At 34.9% G+C, this 18642-nt stretch carries 13 protein-coding genes and 1 tRNA gene; 6 read left to right on the plus strand and 8 right to left on the minus strand.

Annotated features, from left to right (window positions below):
• Nucleotides 1-24: 24 nt before the first annotated feature.
• Nucleotides 25-1338, minus strand: a complete 1314-nt coding sequence (locus J8M14_RS01470; RefSeq protein ID WP_211072568.1) for a c-type cytochrome — start codon at nt 1336-1338, stop codon at nt 25-27.
• A 225-nt stretch (nt 1339-1563) separates the two neighbouring features.
• On the opposite strand from J8M14_RS01470, the gene J8M14_RS01475 reads away from it, so the two are divergent.
• Nucleotides 1564-2031, plus strand: coding sequence for an SPOR domain-containing protein (locus J8M14_RS01475; protein WP_211072569.1), 468 nt, complete (start codon nt 1564-1566; stop codon nt 2029-2031).
• A 78-nt stretch (nt 2032-2109) separates the two neighbouring features.
• On the opposite strand, the gene infB is transcribed toward J8M14_RS01475, so the two are convergent.
• The 3 genes from infB to rimP are packed head-to-tail and all read right to left on the minus strand — an operon-like array spanning nt 2110 to nt 6702.
• Nucleotides 2110-4911 carry a translation initiation factor IF-2 gene (gene infB / locus J8M14_RS01480; protein ID WP_211072570.1) on the minus strand — a complete coding sequence of 934 codons (2802 nt, stop codon included), beginning with the start codon at nt 4909-4911 and terminating at the stop codon, nt 2110-2112.
• Between the two features lie 45 nt (nt 4912-4956).
• Nucleotides 4957-6189, minus strand: a complete 1233-nt coding sequence (gene nusA, locus J8M14_RS01485) for a transcription termination factor NusA (RefSeq protein WP_211072571.1) — start codon at nt 6187-6189, stop codon at nt 4957-4959.
• A 12-nt stretch (nt 6190-6201) separates the two neighbouring features.
• Nucleotides 6202-6702: a ribosome assembly cofactor RimP gene (gene rimP, locus J8M14_RS01490; protein ID WP_247672523.1), complete on the minus strand. Its 501-nt coding sequence runs from the start codon at nt 6700-6702 to the stop codon at nt 6202-6204.
• Between the two features lie 202 nt (nt 6703-6904).
• On the opposite strand from rimP, the gene J8M14_RS01495 reads away from it, so the two are divergent.
• A complete protein-coding gene (locus tag J8M14_RS01495) occupies nt 6905-7744 on the plus strand; it encodes a universal stress protein (protein ID WP_247672524.1) in 840 nt (279 codons plus the stop codon).
• A 62-nt stretch (nt 7745-7806) separates the two neighbouring features.
• On the opposite strand, the gene J8M14_RS01500 is transcribed toward J8M14_RS01495, so the two are convergent.
• A tRNA-Gln gene (locus J8M14_RS01500) sits at nt 7807-7879 on the minus strand.
• A 202-nt stretch (nt 7880-8081) separates the two neighbouring features.
• Here J8M14_RS01500 and J8M14_RS01505 point away from each other — a divergent pair.
• On the plus strand, nt 8082-11384 hold the full coding sequence (locus tag J8M14_RS01505; RefSeq protein ID WP_211072572.1) for a DUF2723 domain-containing protein: 3303 nt from the start codon (nt 8082-8084) through the stop codon (nt 11382-11384).
• Nucleotides 11385-11425: 41 nt separating this feature from the next.
• On the plus strand, nt 11426-12076 hold the full coding sequence (locus tag J8M14_RS01510; RefSeq protein ID WP_211072573.1) for a polysaccharide deacetylase family protein: 651 nt from the start codon (nt 11426-11428) through the stop codon (nt 12074-12076).
• On the opposite strand, the gene J8M14_RS01515 is transcribed toward J8M14_RS01510, so the two are convergent.
• Both J8M14_RS01515 and J8M14_RS01520 read right to left on the minus strand, forming a co-directional pair.
• Entirely contained in the window at nt 12073-12369 is a 297-nt protein-coding gene (locus J8M14_RS01515) for a thioredoxin family protein (protein WP_211072574.1), read from the minus strand. The two genes, J8M14_RS01510 and J8M14_RS01515, sit on opposite strands and share 4 nt — an antisense overlap.
• 79 nt (nt 12370-12448) lie before the next feature.
• Nucleotides 12449-13687: a metallophosphoesterase gene (locus J8M14_RS01520; RefSeq protein WP_211072575.1), complete on the minus strand. Its 1239-nt coding sequence runs from the start codon at nt 13685-13687 to the stop codon at nt 12449-12451.
• Nucleotides 13688-14090: 403 nt separating this feature from the next.
• On the opposite strand from J8M14_RS01520, the gene polA reads away from it, so the two are divergent.
• A complete protein-coding gene (gene polA / locus J8M14_RS01525; RefSeq protein WP_211072576.1) occupies nt 14091-16913 on the plus strand; it encodes a DNA polymerase I in 2823 nt (940 codons plus the stop codon).
• Nucleotides 16914-17033: 120 nt separating this feature from the next.
• Nucleotides 17034-17870, plus strand: coding sequence for a tellurium resistance protein TerC (locus J8M14_RS01530; RefSeq protein ID WP_211072577.1), 837 nt, complete (start codon nt 17034-17036; stop codon nt 17868-17870).
• A gap of 181 nt (nt 17871-18051) precedes the next feature.
• On the opposite strand, the gene J8M14_RS01535 is transcribed toward J8M14_RS01530, so the two are convergent.
• A complete protein-coding gene (locus tag J8M14_RS01535) occupies nt 18052-18531 on the minus strand; it encodes a lipocalin family protein (RefSeq protein WP_211072578.1) in 480 nt (159 codons plus the stop codon).
• Nucleotides 18532-18642: the final 111 nt, after the last annotated feature.

An 18642-nucleotide genomic window follows, 5' to 3' on the forward strand; every position in this document is an offset into this window, starting at 1 on the left:
TCCGCCTAAGCGAACATTTTTTTATTAATAATGACACTTACCACATTCCAGTCCACCCATCTGAGCAGCTGTTAACTGGTCAACACCATATTTCTTAGAAAGTTCTTTATGAATTTTCTCGTAATATTCGTTATCTGCAACATTTACATTGGTTTCTCTGTGACAGTTAATACACCATCCCATAGTTAATGGAGCATACTGATACATAATTTCCATTTCTTCCACTGGTCCGTGACAAGTCTGACACTCCACTCCCGCAACACTTACGTGCTGAGAGTGATTGAAATATGCAAAATCAGGAAGGTTATGTATGCGAACCCATTTTACTGGCTTGGTTTCACCAGTATATGCTTGCTTTTCTGTATCCCAACCTACAGCATCATATAACTTCAGAATCTCTTTATCATAAAACTCCTTAGAATAATCTGCAGTAGCAGTGGATTCTGCCACTTCACTTATAGATTTGTGACAATTCATACAAACATTAAGAGAAGGTATCCCTGAGTGTTTTGAAACTCTAGCTGAAGAGTGACAATATTTGCACTCTATCTTATTATCTCCAGCGTGGATTTTATGAGAATAGTGAATTGGTTGTATCGGAGCATATCCTTGATCAACGCCAACCTGCATAAAGTACCCATATACAAAGTATCCACTCGCCAACAATAAGAATATTGCTGTAACCAATACTAAGAACTGATTCTGAATAAAAGCTTTCCAGATTGGAGTTCTTCCTTCTGTTTCAGGTAATTCTATATCATTAGCTTCTGCAAAATTTCTAAGTGTTTTATTCACTAAAAACAGAACGGTTACTAACATTAAGAACACCAAGGCAAGTAAACCTAAAACAATATCCATAGAAATCCCCTGATCTACAGGTTCAGAACCAATAATCTTCTGACCTACTGGAGGATCTGCTTTTGGAACCATAACATAGGCCAAAATATTGTCGATGTCTGTATTACTCAACTGCGGGAACGCATTCATCGCAGTCTTGTTGTACTCTTCGTAAATAGCTATTGCTTTAGCATCACCAGAAGCAATCATTGCAGCACTATTCTTTATCCAAGAGTATAACCATTCTCTCTCGTACTTATCCGCAACCCCAAAAAGAGCTGGCCCAGTCATTTTTTTATAACGTCTGTGACACGCAGCACAAAGCGATTTGAATAACGCTTCTCCTTTTGCCACATCACCACCAGAAGTAGTTTCTGTAGGCGCTGCAGCATCAACAGCTGCTTCATCCTGTGCAAAGACAGGATTAAAAAAAGTAAATAAAAAAACAGTTCCTAGAAGTAGGAGTTTAGAGGCTGAATTTCGGTGTTTCACCTGTTTCATATTATCAAGTAGAATTATCGTCTTAACTTTGGCATGGTTTTTTCACTCTATCGTTTGAAAAAAGCACAAAAAACCACCACTTTTAATTCGACAGCAAAAGTACTATAATAAGTCGATTTTGGAAATGTTAGCGAACTGTTAAGTGGTAATTTATAATAATTCTAAATAATATTTTTTGACAATTTTGAGTTATTAAACTATAACTTTGCAGCAAATTAATTTGTAATGAGAATTTTAAGTAAACGAAACTTTATTTTCCTACCCGGTTTTTGCCTTTTTGGAATCCTTGGAACACAAGCTCAAGAAACCCCAAAAACTAACCCAACCGACTCAATCGTTAATAATTTTATTGCCGAAAACATCACGTTTGAACCCCAAGAAGCAACTGTGACTATAAACCAGGACCCCAGAATTCAAAGATTATTAGACATAAAAGCTAAAATGGATAAGGATGGAGAGTTTAGTGATCGATACAGGATTCAGCTTTATTATGGAAATCTAGTGAAGGCCAATGAAGTTGAAAAAGCTGCAAAAGAAGCTTTTCCTAAATGGGAAACAGATATTAAATGGGAAACTCCAAATTACAAGGTGTGGATAGGTAACTACAGAACCAAATTGGAAGCAGACAGAGCTTTAAAAGAAATTAAAACAGTGTTTGTTGAGGCCTTTTCTTTCAAACCAGAAAAGAACTAATATATTTTATAATATTATAAGCAAAAAAAAGACCGGTAATTTACCGGTCTTTTTTTTGCTTATATGAATGTATTGTGATTACAATTTCTTCTTAACAGCTACTTCCTGATAAGCTTCTATTACATCACCTTCTCTAATATCATTGTAGTTTTTAATTTGCATACCACAATCATACCCTTTAGACACTTCCTTCACATCATCCTTGAAACGTTTTAGAGACGCTAATTCTCCAGTATAGACAACAACTCCTTCTCTGATTAAACGAATTCCTGAATTACGGAAGATTTTACCACTCTGAACCATACAACCGGCAATAGTACCAATCTTAGATATTTTAAATGTCTCTCTGATCTCTGCAGTACCAGTAATCTCTTCCTTCATCACTGGAGAAAGCATTCCTTCCATTGCATCTTTAAGATCATTGATCGCATCATAGATAATTGAGTATGTTCTGATATCGATTTCTTCTTTATCAGCCACCTGTCGCGCATTACCTGCTGGTCTCACATTAAATCCAATAATAATTGCATCAGATGCAGACGCTAACAACACATCACTCTCTGTAATTGCACCAACAGCTTTGTGAATAATATTCACATGAATCTCTTCTGTAGATAACTTCTGGAAAGAATCTGTCAATGCCTCAACTGAACCATCAACATCACCTTTAAGAATAATATTCAACTCTTTAAAGTCTCCAAGAGCAATACGACGTCCAATTTCATCTAATGTGATATGTCGTTGTGTACGAACAGATTGTTCTCTATGTAATTGAGCACGCTTAGAAGCAATATCTTTGGCCTCTCTCTCATCTTCTAACACACTAAACTTATCACCAGCTTGAGGAGCACCGTCTAAACCTAAAATTGATACCGGTGTAGAAGGCCCTGCTTCTTTAACATTATTACCACGTTCATCCTGCATCGCTTTTACCTTACCACTATTCTTACCGGCAAGAACATAATCTCCTACACGAAGTGTTCCTGTTTGCACTAAAATAGTAGATACATATCCACGACCCTTATCCAAGAAAGCCTCAACTACAGTACCCGAAGCTAATCTTTCCGGATTTGCTTTAAGCTCTAGTATTTCAGCTTCTAATAAGACTTTTTCTAATAATTCTTTCACTCCCTGACCAGTTTTAGCAGAAATATCGTGAGACTGAATTTTTCCTCCCCAATCTTCTACCAAAAGGTTCATGGAAGCTAATTTTTCTTTAATTTTATCAGGATTTGCCTCTTGTCGATCCACTTTATTAATTGCAAAGACAATAGGAACTCCTGCAGCCTGAGCATGACTAATTGCCTCTTTGGTCTGTGGCATTACATCATCATCTGCAGCAATTACGATAATAGCCAAATCCGTTACTTGTGCACCACGAGCACGCATTGCCGTAAACGCTTCGTGACCTGGTGTATCCAGAAATGCTATTTTCTGACCATTTTCTAATTGCACTCCATATGCACCTATGTGTTGTGTTATACCTCCACTCTCTCCTGCGATCACATTTTCTTCTCGAATATAATCTAGCAGCGATGTTTTACCGTGGTCAACGTGACCCATAACAGTAACTATTGGAGCTCTATCTACTAAATCCTCAGGTGCATCTACAACCTCTTCTATTGAATCCTCTATATCTGCGGTTACAAAATCTACTTCGTACCCAAATTCATCTGCAACAATAGAAAGTGTTTCTGCATCCAATCGCTGATTCATCGTCACCATAATTCCCAATGACATACAAGCAGAAATCACTTGAGTCGTAGGAACACTCATCATTGTAGCAACTTCAGAAACAGTAACAAACTCTGTCACTTTAAGCACCTTGCTTTCTTGTTCCTGTTGTGCAACATCATCTTCTACTTTCTGACGGTGTTGATCTCTTTTATCTCTACGATACTTTGCAGCTTTGGATTTATTAGATTTACCTTGAAGTTTTTCTAAGGTTTCTCTTACCTGCTTCTGTACTTCTTCTTCACTAGGCTCTTCCTTAACAATAGCTGGCTTTCTTCCTTTTCCAGGACCTCCACCTCGTCCTCGGTTTCCACCACCACGGTTTCCACCACCACGGTTTCCACCTTGTTGACCTCCACCTGGTCTTCCTCCAGAACCTGGAGCACCTTCCTTGCTAATTCGACGACGACGTTTTTTAGGATCTCCTCCAGCTTTAGATTTATCTGATTTCTCTTCTTTTTTCTTTACAGGTTTTTTAAACTGTGCTAAATCAATCTTCTGACCCGTAAAATTAGGGCCATCCAGTTTTTTATACTGAGTCTTAACCTTTTCCGGCTCTGCAGAAACTTCTGATTCCGGAGCTACCGGCTCATCTTTTTTAACCTCAGGAGCTTTCTCCTGCACAACAGGTTTTTTCTCCTCTTGTTTAGGTGCTTCTTTAGTAATTTTAATACCCACTTTCTTAGGTCTATTAGAAACTACTTCCGGTTCTTTAGGCTTTTCTACTTCTTTCTCCTTCTTAGGTAGCTCTACAACTTTTTCTTCGGGCTGCGGTTGTGGCTCTTCCTCTTTTTTATTCAACTCAATTTTACCCACTTGCTTAGGGCCACTTAATTGAGCTTTGGCTTTTATGACATCTCTAGCTTCAGCACGTTTACGTTTTTCTTCCTGCTCGCTTTCAATCTGCACACGCAATGCCTCTTTCTCTTTCCTTTTTTCTTCTCCGACCTCTTTTGAAGCTACCTTCTTACTCTTATCCGTCTGAAATTCATCACACAAGAGCTGATAGATCTCTGAAGAAATTTTTGTGGTAGGACGCGCGTCTATCTCGTGACCTTTTGAATTCAAAAAGTCAACAGCCCGATCTAGCGAGATATTGAATTCGCGTAATACCTTATTTAATCTCATTGTTCTTGCTTCAGCCATAAATGCCTCTTTATTTAATGCTCAAATATAAATTAATTGTATTTATTAATCTTCAAATTCTGATTTTAATATTCGAACTACCTCTGATACAGTCTCCTCTTCGAGATCAGTACGTTTCACTAAATCTGCCACATCCTGTTCTAAAATACTTTTCGCTGTATCCAAACCAATTTTAGCAAATTCTTCGATAATCCAAGAATCTATTTCATCAGAAAACTCAGTTAATTCTACATCTTCTTCAACACCTTCTCTATACACATCTATTTCGTAACCAGTTAATTGACCAGCTAATCGAATATTGTGACCACCTCTACCGATGGCTTTAGAAACTTCTTCCGGTTTTAGCATTACCTCAGCTCTACTTCCTTCTTCATCCATTTTCACAGAGGTAATCCTCGCAGGACTTAAAGCCCTGGTGATGTATAACTGCACATTATTAGTATAGTTAATAACATCTATATTTTCATTCCCTAATTCACGCACAATTCCATGAATTCTAGACCCTTTCATACCAACACACGCTCCAACAGGATCAATTCTATCATCATAAGAATCCACAGCAACTTTAGCTTTCTCACCTGGAATTCTTACCACTTTCTTCACTGTAATCAAACCATCAAACACTTCAGGAATCTCAGACTCGAATAATTTCTCTAAGAATAATGGTGATGTTCTAGACATTATTATTGCCGGTTTATTACCTTTTAATTCTACAGACTCGATAACTCCTCGAACATTTTCTCCTTTTCTAAAGAAATCTGATGGTATCTGTCTATCTTTTGGAAGAATGATTTCGTTACCTTCATCATCAAGAAGTATAATTGCTCTATGTCTAATATGATGCACCTCTGCAGTATAGATCTCTCCTTCTAATTCTTTAAATTGCTTGTAAATATTCGTATTATCATGTTCATGAATCTTAGAAATCAAATTCTGACGTAAAGCTAAAATAGAACGTCTTCCCAGATCAATTAGCTTTACTTCCTGCGAAACATCTTCACCAATTTCAAAATCAGGTTCTATTTTTTGTGCTTCTGTCAATGAAATTTCCTGATTACCATCCTCTACTTCTCCATCAGCAACTACAATACGGTTTCTCCAAATTTCTAAATCCCCTTTATCAGGATTTATAATGATATCGAAATTATCATCACTACCAAATTTCTTCTTTAGAGCATTTCTAAATACATCTTCTAAGATCGACATCAACGTCACTCGATCTATAAATTTATCGTCCTTGAATTCTGAAAATGATTCTATTAATGCGATATTTTCCATATCAATCTATAATTAAAATGTTATCATAACTTTTGCTTCTACAATTTCTTCATATAAGACACTCACCTTTTTGGTTACCGTAACCTTTCCTTTTCCTACCGGTTTAGGCTCTCTTGTTTTCCAAGTCAAAGTAATAGCATCATCTGTAGCAGAGATTAATTCACCTTCAATTTTATCATCTTTGGTTTTAACCTTAAGCTTTCTCCCTACATTTTTTTTGTATTGTCTAATATGTCGTATTCCTTCAGAAACGCCCGCAGACATAACTTCTAAAGAAAAATCTTCTTCATCCCGATCAAGATTATGCTCTATTGCTCTACTAACTGCAATACAATCTTCTACCTTAACACCATCATCACCATCAATGATAACCTCGATACGATTATCCGGGTAAATTTTAAAATCAATAAGGAATAGTGACGGATTTTCAGTAAGCGCCCCTTCCAATAAATTCTGAACCTTGTCTTTTAATGACATAAATAGATAAAAAGAGGGGACTTCTCGTCCCCTCATCCTGGTTTTTTAATTTCAACGGTGCAAAGATAGTAATAATATCTTAGATTCAAAATCTAGTGAAGAATCAATTTATTTTGTAAATTTAAGAATGCTTAGATTGTATTTTAAACAAATTTAAAATAATCCAACAACACTATTAACCTATTAACACTCTTTCAAAACCTAAAAACTTCTAATTCAATATTTAACACACATTATCATGATAAAAAGTATACTTGTCCCTACCGATTTTTCTACTCAAGCTGAAAGTGCTTTAAAAGTTGCAGCCCAAATCGCAAAAAAAAACGATGCTACGATCTATCTTTTGCATATCCTAGAATTACCAATGCATTTGACAGACTTAATGTCTTCTGGAGCACCTGCACCCGCACCTGAAGCTATATTTTTTATGAAGCAAGCTCACAAGAAATTCGAAGATGTTTTGGAACAAGACTATCTAAAAGACATTGAAGTAGTGGAAACAGTAAGTTTTGAAGATGTTATGCATGGCATCATTGATTCGAGTGCCAAAAATGATGTAGATATTATTATTATGGGATCACATGGATCCACAGGTTTTGAAGAACTGTTTATTGGATCTAATGCGGAGAAAGTGGTTCGCATGGCAAAAAAGCCTGTTTTAGTTATTAAAGAAGAATGCGATATCTATAATGTGACCGATTTTGTATACGCAACCAATTTTGATGAAGAAGACAAACCATCATTATTAGCTGCTAACGAATTTGCAAAATCTATTGATGCAAAACTTCACTTAGTATGGGTCAATACAGCTAATGGTTTTAAAACTACCCACGAAACGGAGACTAAAATGAATTTAATGATCGCTGATATGCCGATTGATGTCCATTCTCTTAACATATATAACGACATTACTGTAGAAAAGGGTATTCTGAATTTTGCAGTTTCAGTGGATGCAGGGATGATTGGTATTAGTACTCACGGAAGAAAAGGAATCTCACACTTTATTAACGGAAGTCTTGGTGAAGATGTAGTTAATCATGCCAAAAGACCTGTGATTACTTTTAAAATAAAACATTAAATATTCTAGATGTTTTTCAAAATAAAAAAGGAGCAACATTAAATTTGTTACTCCTTTTTATGTTGGTCTACTAGGGCTCGAACCTAGACTCTTCTGGACCAAAACCAGACGTGTTGCCAGTTACACCATAGACCAATGCGTCATTGCGGGTGCAAATTTAATACATTCTTTTAGGTCTGCAAACATTTTTATTAAAAATTTACATCTAAATTTATTTTTTTGCAACTCCTTATTATACAACCAAAATATAAACTTCTGTTAAGCGTTTGCTAAAAAAACCGAAGGGAAAGTATTTTTATTACTAAATTCGCCACACGTTATATAACAGTAAATACTTATGAGTACATTCAACTTTGTAAAGTGGAATAAAATTTTAGGATGGGTCGTTTTTGCAATTGCATTATGCGTTTACTCACTTACTGTAGAACCTACAGCTAGTTTTTGGGATGCCGGAGAATATATTGCTACATCATCAAAACTTCAGGTAGGGCACCCACCGGGAGCACCATTATTTCAAATGATTGGGGCATTTGCTTCAATATTTGCGCCTGATGCGACACAAATTGCACTAGTAGTTAATATGACATCTGCTTTTGCCAGCGCCTTTGCCATACTATTTATGTTCTGGTCCATAACCATTCTTGTTAGAAAACTTATCATCAAAGATGAAGAAATGACTCAATCCAAAGCACTTGCTGTATTAGGAAGTGCATTAGTAGGCTCTCTTACATTTACTTTTACAGATAGTTTTTGGTTTAATGCTGTGGAAGCTGAAGTATACGCTATGGCTTCCTGCATATTATCTATTCTTTTCTATTTAGGATTACTTTGGGAAAGAGATATGCATAAGCCAAGAGGTAACAAATGGTTAATTCTTATAGCATTTATAGTAGGGTTATCTTTTGGAGTTCACTTCATGGGATTATTGTCAATCCCAGCAATAGGGTTGTTGTATTATTTCAAAAATTACAAGGAGATTACCGTAAAAAACTTCATTATAGCAAATGTAGTAGTGGTATTCATATTATTATTCATTTTTAAGTTATTATTACCCTCCACTCTAAAACTTTTTGGTGTGGCAGAAGTATTTTTTGTAAACTCCCTAAGTTTACCTTTTAATTCAGGTACAATCATAGTTGGATTATTAATTGCTGCTGCATTTTATTTTGCCATAAAACACACAAAAACAAAACAATACCCTCTGCTAAACACGATATTATTATGTGTCGTTTTCATTTTTATAGGATTCTCCTGCTGGATTATGCTTCCAATACGTGCTAATGCAGGAACAGTAATTAATGAAAATAACCCGAACAATGCTAGAGAACTTCTGGCTTATTATAATCTGGAACAATATCCTGAAACACATTTATTCTATGGGCCCCAGTTTACAGAGATTTACGCTGGACTTGATGAAAACAATCCATATGAAGATGATAAACCTAAATACGAAAAGAATCTAGTTACCGGTAAGTATGACATCGTAAATGATTGGAAAAACGCCAAGCAAAACATAGATGATGCTCATAAAGCTATTTTACCACGAATGTGGAGCACTGAGCATATTGCTAACTATATGGAGTTTACCGGTCCAATAAAGTTCACAATCAAACCAGAATATCAGGACGAAGATGAATTACTTAATGCGGTAACGCAATTTAGAAGAGAATATGCGGCTGGCAAACTTGACAATGACGACTATGACAAGTTTTTAAGATCCTTCGGGAATTATCTTAATGTAGAAAAACCATCTTTTATTGATAACGTAAAATACTTGTTCGAATATCAAATCGGATACATGTACTGGCGTTATTTTATGTGGAACTTTGTGGGCAGACAAGATGATGTTCAAGGAGAATGGTCTGACCTTAACGGAAACTGGTTAAGTGGTATTACTTTTATTGACGAAATGCGTTTGGGTTCTCAGGATAATTTACCGAGAGATGCTTTAAAAAACAAAGCTCGTAACACATACTTCTTCTTACCTTTATTATTAGGACTATTAGGGTTTGTATTTCAAGCCACTAGAGACAAGAAAAACTTCTGGGTCTTACTAATTTTCTTTTTATTTACCGGTTTGGCTTTAAAAATATATCTTAATGAAAGACCGTTCGAACCCAGGGAAAGAGATTATGCATTGGTAGGGTCATTTTATGTATTTGCCATTTGGATTGGGTTTGGAGTATATGCACTTTTTGACTTGCTCAAAAATTCAATCAAGCCAAAACTCTTAGCACCAATTGTTACTACTGTATGCTTATTAGCCGTGCCGGTTGTATTAGCAGCTCAGAATTGGGATGATCATGATCGTTCTAACCGATATACAGCTCAGGCCATGGCAAAAATGTATTTACAATCCTGCCAACAAGATGCAATTCTATTTACGATTGGTGACAATGATACTTTTGCTTTATGGTATGCTCAAGAAATTGAAGGGTATCGCACTGATGTGAGAACCGTAAATACTAGTCTATTTGCCACGGATTGGTACATTGATCAAATGAAGAGAGCGGCATATGAAGGTAAACCAATACCATCACAGCTAACTCACAAGTTTTATAGATTTGGGAATAATGATGCAATTTATTATAAGCCGGTTACTAATGACACTATGCTTATTAAAAACTGGATGCGATGGATCGAAACCGATGACCCAAGAACCAAAGGTGATCTGCAAAGCGGTAAAAAAGTCAATACCTTTCCTACTAAACACGTAAGAATACCAGTAGATAAAGAAGCAGTTTTAAGAAATGGTATTGTACCGGAAAAAGACGCCGATCTTATTGTGCCTTATATAGATATTCATTTTAAAGGTGATTTACTATTTAAAAATCGTTTGTTGATGTTAGACATCATTGCCAATAATAACTGGGAAAGACCTATCTATTTTACTGGAGGAAGTTTTGGAGATGATGATTACTTATGGATGAAAGATTATTTACAATTAGATGGTGTAACTTACAAACTAGTACCGATTCGTACTAAGATTGATAAACGAAACCCATTCGATATGGGGCGTATAGATACCGATGTTATGTATAATAATGTAAAAAGTTGGGATTGGGGTAATAGTGAAAGTCCTGATATCTATCACGACCCTGAAACCAGAAAAAATGCAATAACTTATAGAAGCAATTTAGCTCGATTGGTAGAAGCATTGATTAATGAGGACAAAAAAGAAAAAGCTAAAGAAATTCTGGATTTAGGTGTAGAAAAAATGCCCATCGAGTATTATGAGTATTACACCTTATTAGAACCCTACGTGTCTGGGTATTATGAAGTAGGTGAAAAAGAAAAAGCTCGTGAACTTTGGAACAAAATTGCCAAAAAATATCAGGAACAACTTACTTATTTTGGTAGCTTGGAGCTTAAAGACCAATATAACTATGCTGAGGAAATAGTTACTAATGTAGAGCGATATCGAAGTGTTGTGGATCTTCTACTAATCAATCAAGATAAAGAAATGATTGAAGAAAAAGCAGATGAATTTAACCGATATCTAAGGTTATTTACACGATTATACTCTTCTGATGAAGAATATGATGATGAAGATGCCATTCGTAAGCAAGAAGAGGATTTGATTAAAGAATTCCAAAACAGTGAACAGTCTTTGGATTCTTTGGATACCATACCCAATTAAAACTAAAAAATGAGCCTTGGTTTAAGGCTCATTTTATTTCTATGTCAGTACTTATTCCTACTAAAACACCTGGAATTATTAAAAAAATATATCCAAACTATATTTGGGATTTTTATACTGAAGATGAAAAAAAAATATACCTCACTTTTGATGACGGCCCAATTCCTGAAGTAACCGAATTTGTATTAGAGCAGTTGCAAAGGTTTAATGCCAAAGCTACTTTCTTTTGTATTGGAGATAACATTCAGAAACACCCTGAAGTTTTTAAAAAGATACTTTCTGATGAACATACTATTGGAAATCATACCATGCATCATCTCAAAGCTTGGGATAATGATATAAAAACATATATAGAGAATGTTACAAGCTGCGAAAAAGAAATTTTAAAACTCACAAAAAGTCATAATCAAAAGCTATTCCGCCCTCCTTATGGACAAATAAGTATTTCTAAATTCAGTGAACTTAAAAAAATAGGGTATCAAATTGTACTTTGGGACATATTATCAAAAGATTGGGATAATACTCTATCCCCTAAAGAATGCCTAAAAAATGTGATCACAAATACAAAACAAGGCAGCATAGTAGTATTTCACGATAGCATTAAAGCTTATAAAAATCTTAAAATAGTATTACCAGAAGTTTTAAGTTATTTTACCGAGAAAGGATATGTTTTTGATAAAATAGAATACTAAACGTATTCTTTCATCAAACCAATTAATGTATTAGCATCCTGTTCTCCGCTTTGCCTCCAGACCATTTCTCCTCCTTTGTATATCATTAAAGTAGGAAGCCCTTTGATTCTAAGCGCAGTCGCTAACTCTTCATTCTTATCTACATCGATCTTGATCACTTTACCTTTATCACCAAGAGCGGCAGCAACATCTTTTAAGACGGGATGCATAGATACTGATGGCTCATTCCATTCTGTATAGAAATCCAATAAAACAGGTACTTCAAGACCAATTAATTCACCAAACTTTGACATTTCTAAGAATTTTATGTTTTAACCTTACCTTACAAAAAGATGCAGTTATTACAATTGTAAATATACTATTTTCTTTGAATTAAGCAGGCTGTGCCCCCTTTCTTAATTCTATAACAGTAATCTCGGGCCAAATCCCTACTCTACCAGGAAAGGCGTGAAAACCAAATCCTCTATTCACATTAAGGTAACGCCCCATCTCATTATACATTCCTGCCCATTGTTTATACACATATTGCACAGGACTCCATCTTACAAATCCCGGTATTTCAATTCCAAACTGAAACCCATGGGTATGACCACTTAACGTTAAATGATAATGATCATTGTGTTTCTTTACTTCATACTCCCAATGAGAGGGGTCATGACTCAATAAAATCTTGAAATCCTCTTTCTGAACTTTCTCTGAAGCTTTGGCTAAATCACCAGCTTTTTTAAAATTATGTCCCCAATTCTCAACTCCCACTACCGCAATACGTTCACCATCTTTTTTAACAAAAGCACTATCATTAAGCAATAAATTAAAGTCAATCTTTTTGTGTATATCTTTTATTGCCTGAAAATTAGCTTCTTTCTCTTCCTCACTATCCCAGGTAACATATTCTCCGTAATCGTGGTTTCCTAATACAGAGTATTTACCGTGAGACGGTGTTTTTATTCGTTTAAAGGTATCAATCCAATTATCCATCTCCCTCGCCATTGTATTTACAATATCTCCGGTAAACAACAAAAGGTCCGATTCTTGCTCATTGATTAGATCAACAGCATATTCAATCTTTTTAGGATCATCAAAACTACCTGAATGAATATCTGAAATTTGTGTTACTCTAAATCCATCAAAAGCAGCAGGAAGATCATCAAAATGCAAAACGTGATGGATTACCTTAAAATTATACTTCCCTCTAAAAATTCCGTGAATTAAACCTGCAAAAGGTATTGCTGCAACCCCTAAAGCTATTTGACTTATAAACTTTCTACGATCCGGCAAATATTGCGGTGAAGTCCCCTCAAAAAAAGTATTTGTCAAGTAATTATACCCTGTTACACAAATTCTAATAATATCTTCACCAAACATAAATAATACTAGAATCAATTTTGGAACTATGGTAACCAACAACAATCCACTAGCTCTAAGTGTATACTTTGTAGGCCCCACACTTCTATCATAGTTTGCAAAAATGTAGATCGTATAACTTATGATTGCTATAGAAATCACAAAATAACCTACTTGAATCCAATGATTTTTGGTAATTGTTCGTATAGCCTGAAAAGCATATATTTCTATAAGCAGATATATAATAATGGGGATTAACCAGCGCATAATTTCTTAAGATTGCTTTTTTAAGCAAATCTATCCTACCTTTTTCAATTGTTTATCTATTTAAGTAAAAATTAACGGTCTTTTCATTTTAAAGCGCAAAAAATTGAGGGTTTCTATGTTAAAAAAGCGATAATTCTTAATAACTTTTTTTTAAAATGTAAAACTTTTATTCGTACCTTCGCCCATAATGTCTTATAAATGGGCTATCTACTTGGAAAACAAATTGTTTTAAAAAATATATATAACCGCATTTAAAGCAATTGATAACATTGTTATCAATTTTATTTTGGGGCGAAATGCCGTCAATTCTTGACGGCATTTCTTATTTCTAGATATTACCTTATTTATGATCATTTTGATCAATCTTCTTTTTATATTGCATTTTTTAAAAGTCAACTAACACATGTCACAAAAACGTCTTTTTCTTCTAGATGCTTTCGCTTTGATTTTTCGCGGTTATTATGCATTAATTAAAAACCCTAGAATAAACTCTAAAGGACAGGATACATCAGCAGTATTAGGTTTTGTTAATTCTCTGTTTGATGTAATTAAAAGAGAAAAACCTGATCACCTAGCAGTAGCTTTTGACAAACAAGGCAGCAAGGATCGTTTAGAAATTTTTCCTGAATATAAAGCTAATAGAGACGAAACACCCGAAGCTATTAAAATTGCTGTACCAATAATTCAGGATATTCTGAAAGCTATGCATATTCCTATTATTGAACAAGCCGGTGTAGAAGCAGATGATTTAATCGGCACCATTGCTAAGCAAGCAGAAAAAGAAGGGTATCAAACCTATATGGTAACCCCAGATAAAGATTATGCCCAATTGGTTTCTGAAAATATATTCATGTATCGCCCCGCTAGAATGGGTAACGGCATTGAGATCTGGGGAATACCCGAAGTACAAAAAAGATTTGAGGTGGAAAGGCCAGAACAGGTTATTGATTATCTAGGGATGATGGGAGATGCTGTAGATAATATTCCTGGTCTTCCTGGCGTGGGTGATAAGACTGCAAAGAAATTTTTGGCAGAATTTGGTTCTATGGAAGAACTTCTAGCCAATACGGATAAGCTAAAAGGCAAAATGAAAGAGAAAGTTGAGGCTAATGCAGAACTAGGTTTGCTTTCTAAAAAATTAGCAACCATTATCATTGATTGTGATGTAACGTTTAATGCTAATGATTATGAGCTTTCTGAACCTGATGCTAAAAAAGTACAAGAGATTTTTGAAGAACTAGAATTCAGAAGGCTAAAAGATCAGTTTATAAAGATTTTTTCTGGAGAAGAAACTTCAACGATCAACAAAACGGCTCCAACTACTAAGAAAAAAGCCCAAGAAGCCGGCGCAGGTCAATTCTCATTATTTGGAGGTAATGAAGACTCTACAGAAATAGCTTCATATTCCAGTAGAAAAACGATTGCCAATACAGAGCACTTTTATCAAAGTATTGCCCCGGGAATGGCTATGAAACTATTTCTACAGAATTTATTAAAACAGGAAAGTGTTTGTTTTGATACTGAAACTACAGGACTTGATCCACTTACTGCAGAACTAGTAGGAATTGCTTTTTCCTGGGAAGCCGGAAAAGGCTTCTATATTCCTTTTCCTGAAGATCAAAATGAAGCTCAGGAGCTTATTGAACAAATCCGTCCTTTCTTTGAAGCTGAAAACATTACTAAAATTGGTCAAAACCTAAAATATGACATCAAGGTACTGGCAAAATATAACATAGAGGTCAAAGGAAAATTATTTGACACAATGCTTGCACATTATCTGATCAATCCGGATATGCGCCATAATATGGATGTACTAGCTGAAACCTATCTCAACTATACACCAGTATCTATTACAGAACTTATCGGTAAAAAAGGAAAGAATCAATTATCCTTTAGACAAGTACCTATAGACAAACAAACAGAATATGCGGTAGAAGATGCAGATATTACTTTTCAGTTAAAAGAACATTTTGCTCCGGAGCTTAATGAAGCTAATACTTTATCATTATTTGAGGATATTGAGATTCCTTTACTTCGTGTTTTAGCGGATATGGAAATTGAAGGCATTAACCTGGATAAGGAATTTCTTGCTTCTCTTTCTGATGAACTAGATAAAGACATCCAAACTTTAGAAAATATAATTTACACGGAAGCTGGAGAAGAGTTCAATATCGCTTCACCTAAACAGTTAGGTGTCATTTTATTCGAAAAGATGAAACTGGTTGATAAACCCAAAAAGACCAAAACGGGTCAGTACTCTACTGCAGAAGATGTTTTATCTTATTTAGCAAAAGATCATGAAATTATCCAAAATATATTAGATTTCAGAGGTTTATCAAAGTTAAGAAGCACATATGTGGATGCTCTACCAACTCAAATAAATCCTAACACCCAGCACGTTCATACGGATTATATGCAAACAGTGGCAGCTACCGGACGATTAAGCTCTAATAATCCCAACTTGCAGAATATACCGATCAGAACAGAACGCGGTCGTCAGGTCAGAAAAGCATTTGTTCCTAGAAGTGACGAATATACTTTGCTAGCGGCGGATTATTCTCAAATAGAATTAAGAATCATTGCAGCTTTGAGTAAAGAGGAAACGATGATCGAAGCTTTTAAAAACGGAGAAGATATTCATGCCTCTACCGCTGCTAAAGTGTTTAATGTTCCAATCGAGGAAGTAAGTAGGGAACAACGAAGTAATGCAAAAACAGTGAACTTTGGGATTATCTATGGGGTTTCTGCTTTTGGACTAAGTAATCAAACCGATCTTTCTCGTAGCGAAGCTAAAGAACTGATAGATACTTATTATAAAACTTACCCTAAACTACGTAATTACATGAGTGAGCAAGTAGATTTTGCTCGTGATAATGGTTATGTACAAACGGTTTTAGGAAGACGTCGTTACCTAAAAGATATTAATTCTGCTAATGCTGTTGTTCGCGGAGCAGCAGAACGAAATGCGGTCAATGCTCCTATTCAGGGAAGCGCAGCAGATATTATTAAGATTGCCATGATTAACATTCATAAAAAACTTAAAGAGGGTAATTATAAAACCAAAATGTTGCTACAGGTTCATGATGAATTGGTTTTTGACGTTTACAAACCAGAACTTGATTCAATTAAAGCTTTAATCAAAACCGAAATGGAAAGTGCTTATGAATTAGCTGTTCCATTAGATGTGGATCTTGGATTAGGTGATAATTGGCTGGAGGCGCATTAAACAAGTTTTGAAAACCAAATACTAACTCTATTAAATTTTCAAAAGTGCATTGATTTTTAGTTGTACTGCTGTATTATTATATATTTGCAGCTTTTATTGAACAAACTAAAAAATTAATTTATGGAACAACTTCTTACTATTGACAGCTTGTTTACACTTTTCATGTTAGTATTATTACAAGCCGTTTTAGGATTTGACAATCTTTTATATATCTCATTAGAATCCAAAAAAGCACCAGAAAGCCAACAAAGTTTTGTTCGTAAAATGGGAGTTGGTCTAGCCATCATCCTACGTATAGTATTACTTTTTGTATTAATGTCTTTAATACAATTTTTTCAGGATCCATTTGTAAGCCTTCATGACAATGCATTTATCGAATTTGATTTTAATGTACATAGTATAATCGTATTAGCTGGTGGTGTGTTTATCATTTATACTGCTATAAAAGAGATTTGGCATATGATGCTACTTCACGAGCATGAAGCGGCCGAAAAAGACAAGAAAAAAGGCTCTACAAAAAAGATTATTTTATGGATCGTGATTATGAATTTGGTCTTTTCTTTTGATTCTATTTTAAGTGCTATGGCACTTACCAGCCATATGGAATATATTCCTCAACTAGTTTTAATGTCTATTGCTATTGTTATTGGCGGTATTTTAATGATTGTCTTAGCTGATAAAGTCTCTAATTTCTTACAGAAAAACAGAATGTATGAGGTATTAGGGCTTTTTATATTATTTATTGTTGGTATAATGCTGTTATCAGAAGGGGGTCATTTAGCACATTTACATCTTTTTCACAACGAAATCACTCCTATGAGCAAAACCACATTCTATTTTGTGATCATCGTATTGGTGATTGTGGATATTGTTCAAGGTCGTTATCAGAAAAATCTATTAGCAAAAAAGAGGCATCAAGAGGCGTTGATAAAAGATGAAGAAGAAAATAAGATTTAAAACTCTATAAAAGATTTTAAACCAAAGACTTTGCTCAAGAAGCGAAGTTAGCTTAACTAACTATTTTAAAATCTACTGACAATCCAGTAGTTACTTTGCTTCGGAGTTTTTCAAAATAGAGTTTTACCAATAAAAAAAGCGTTTCTCAGTAGAGAAACGCTTTTTAGCTTATAAAGCTAAATTATTGTCTGGTAAACATCAATGCAACCTGACCTAATCCCTCTACTGTATCCGAGAAAGAAAGAGTAGTTTCAGTTAGCATAATAGCGACTATTGTAGGATCCTGTCCCTCAGGAGTAAATGTTAATTGATCACCTACCAGACTCCAAGTTCCTGTTTCCATAAGTATAAGACCTGTACATTCTACAATAGGAATAGGAAATGGTCCAGAGGTATCAACACTTACATCTATATCAGTGACATCCTGACTATATGTATTATCATCATTTACTACAAGGGTATCTTTAAAACAAGGTAACTCTTGTAATAGGTTGGTAGATGGTGTACCATCCATATTAAGATCTACAGGTATTCCGCCCGTTACTGAGGTAAGTTCCCAAGTTCCTACCAAGGACCCCATAACCGAGGGTGCATCATCATCTGAACTACAAGAGAATAATCCTAATGAGACCACAAATAAGAAAACAACTCTAATTTTCATAATTATTAGTTTTAGTATATGGATATAACGTATTAATAAAGCTCCTATTACAAATCAAAATTAAAAGAAATAAATTATTAAATGAGGAATAATCAAATAAGAAACTTATCA

The organism is Aquimarina sp. MMG016, assembly GCF_018100805.1.
GTDB lineage: Bacteria > Bacteroidota > Bacteroidia > Flavobacteriales > Flavobacteriaceae > Aquimarina.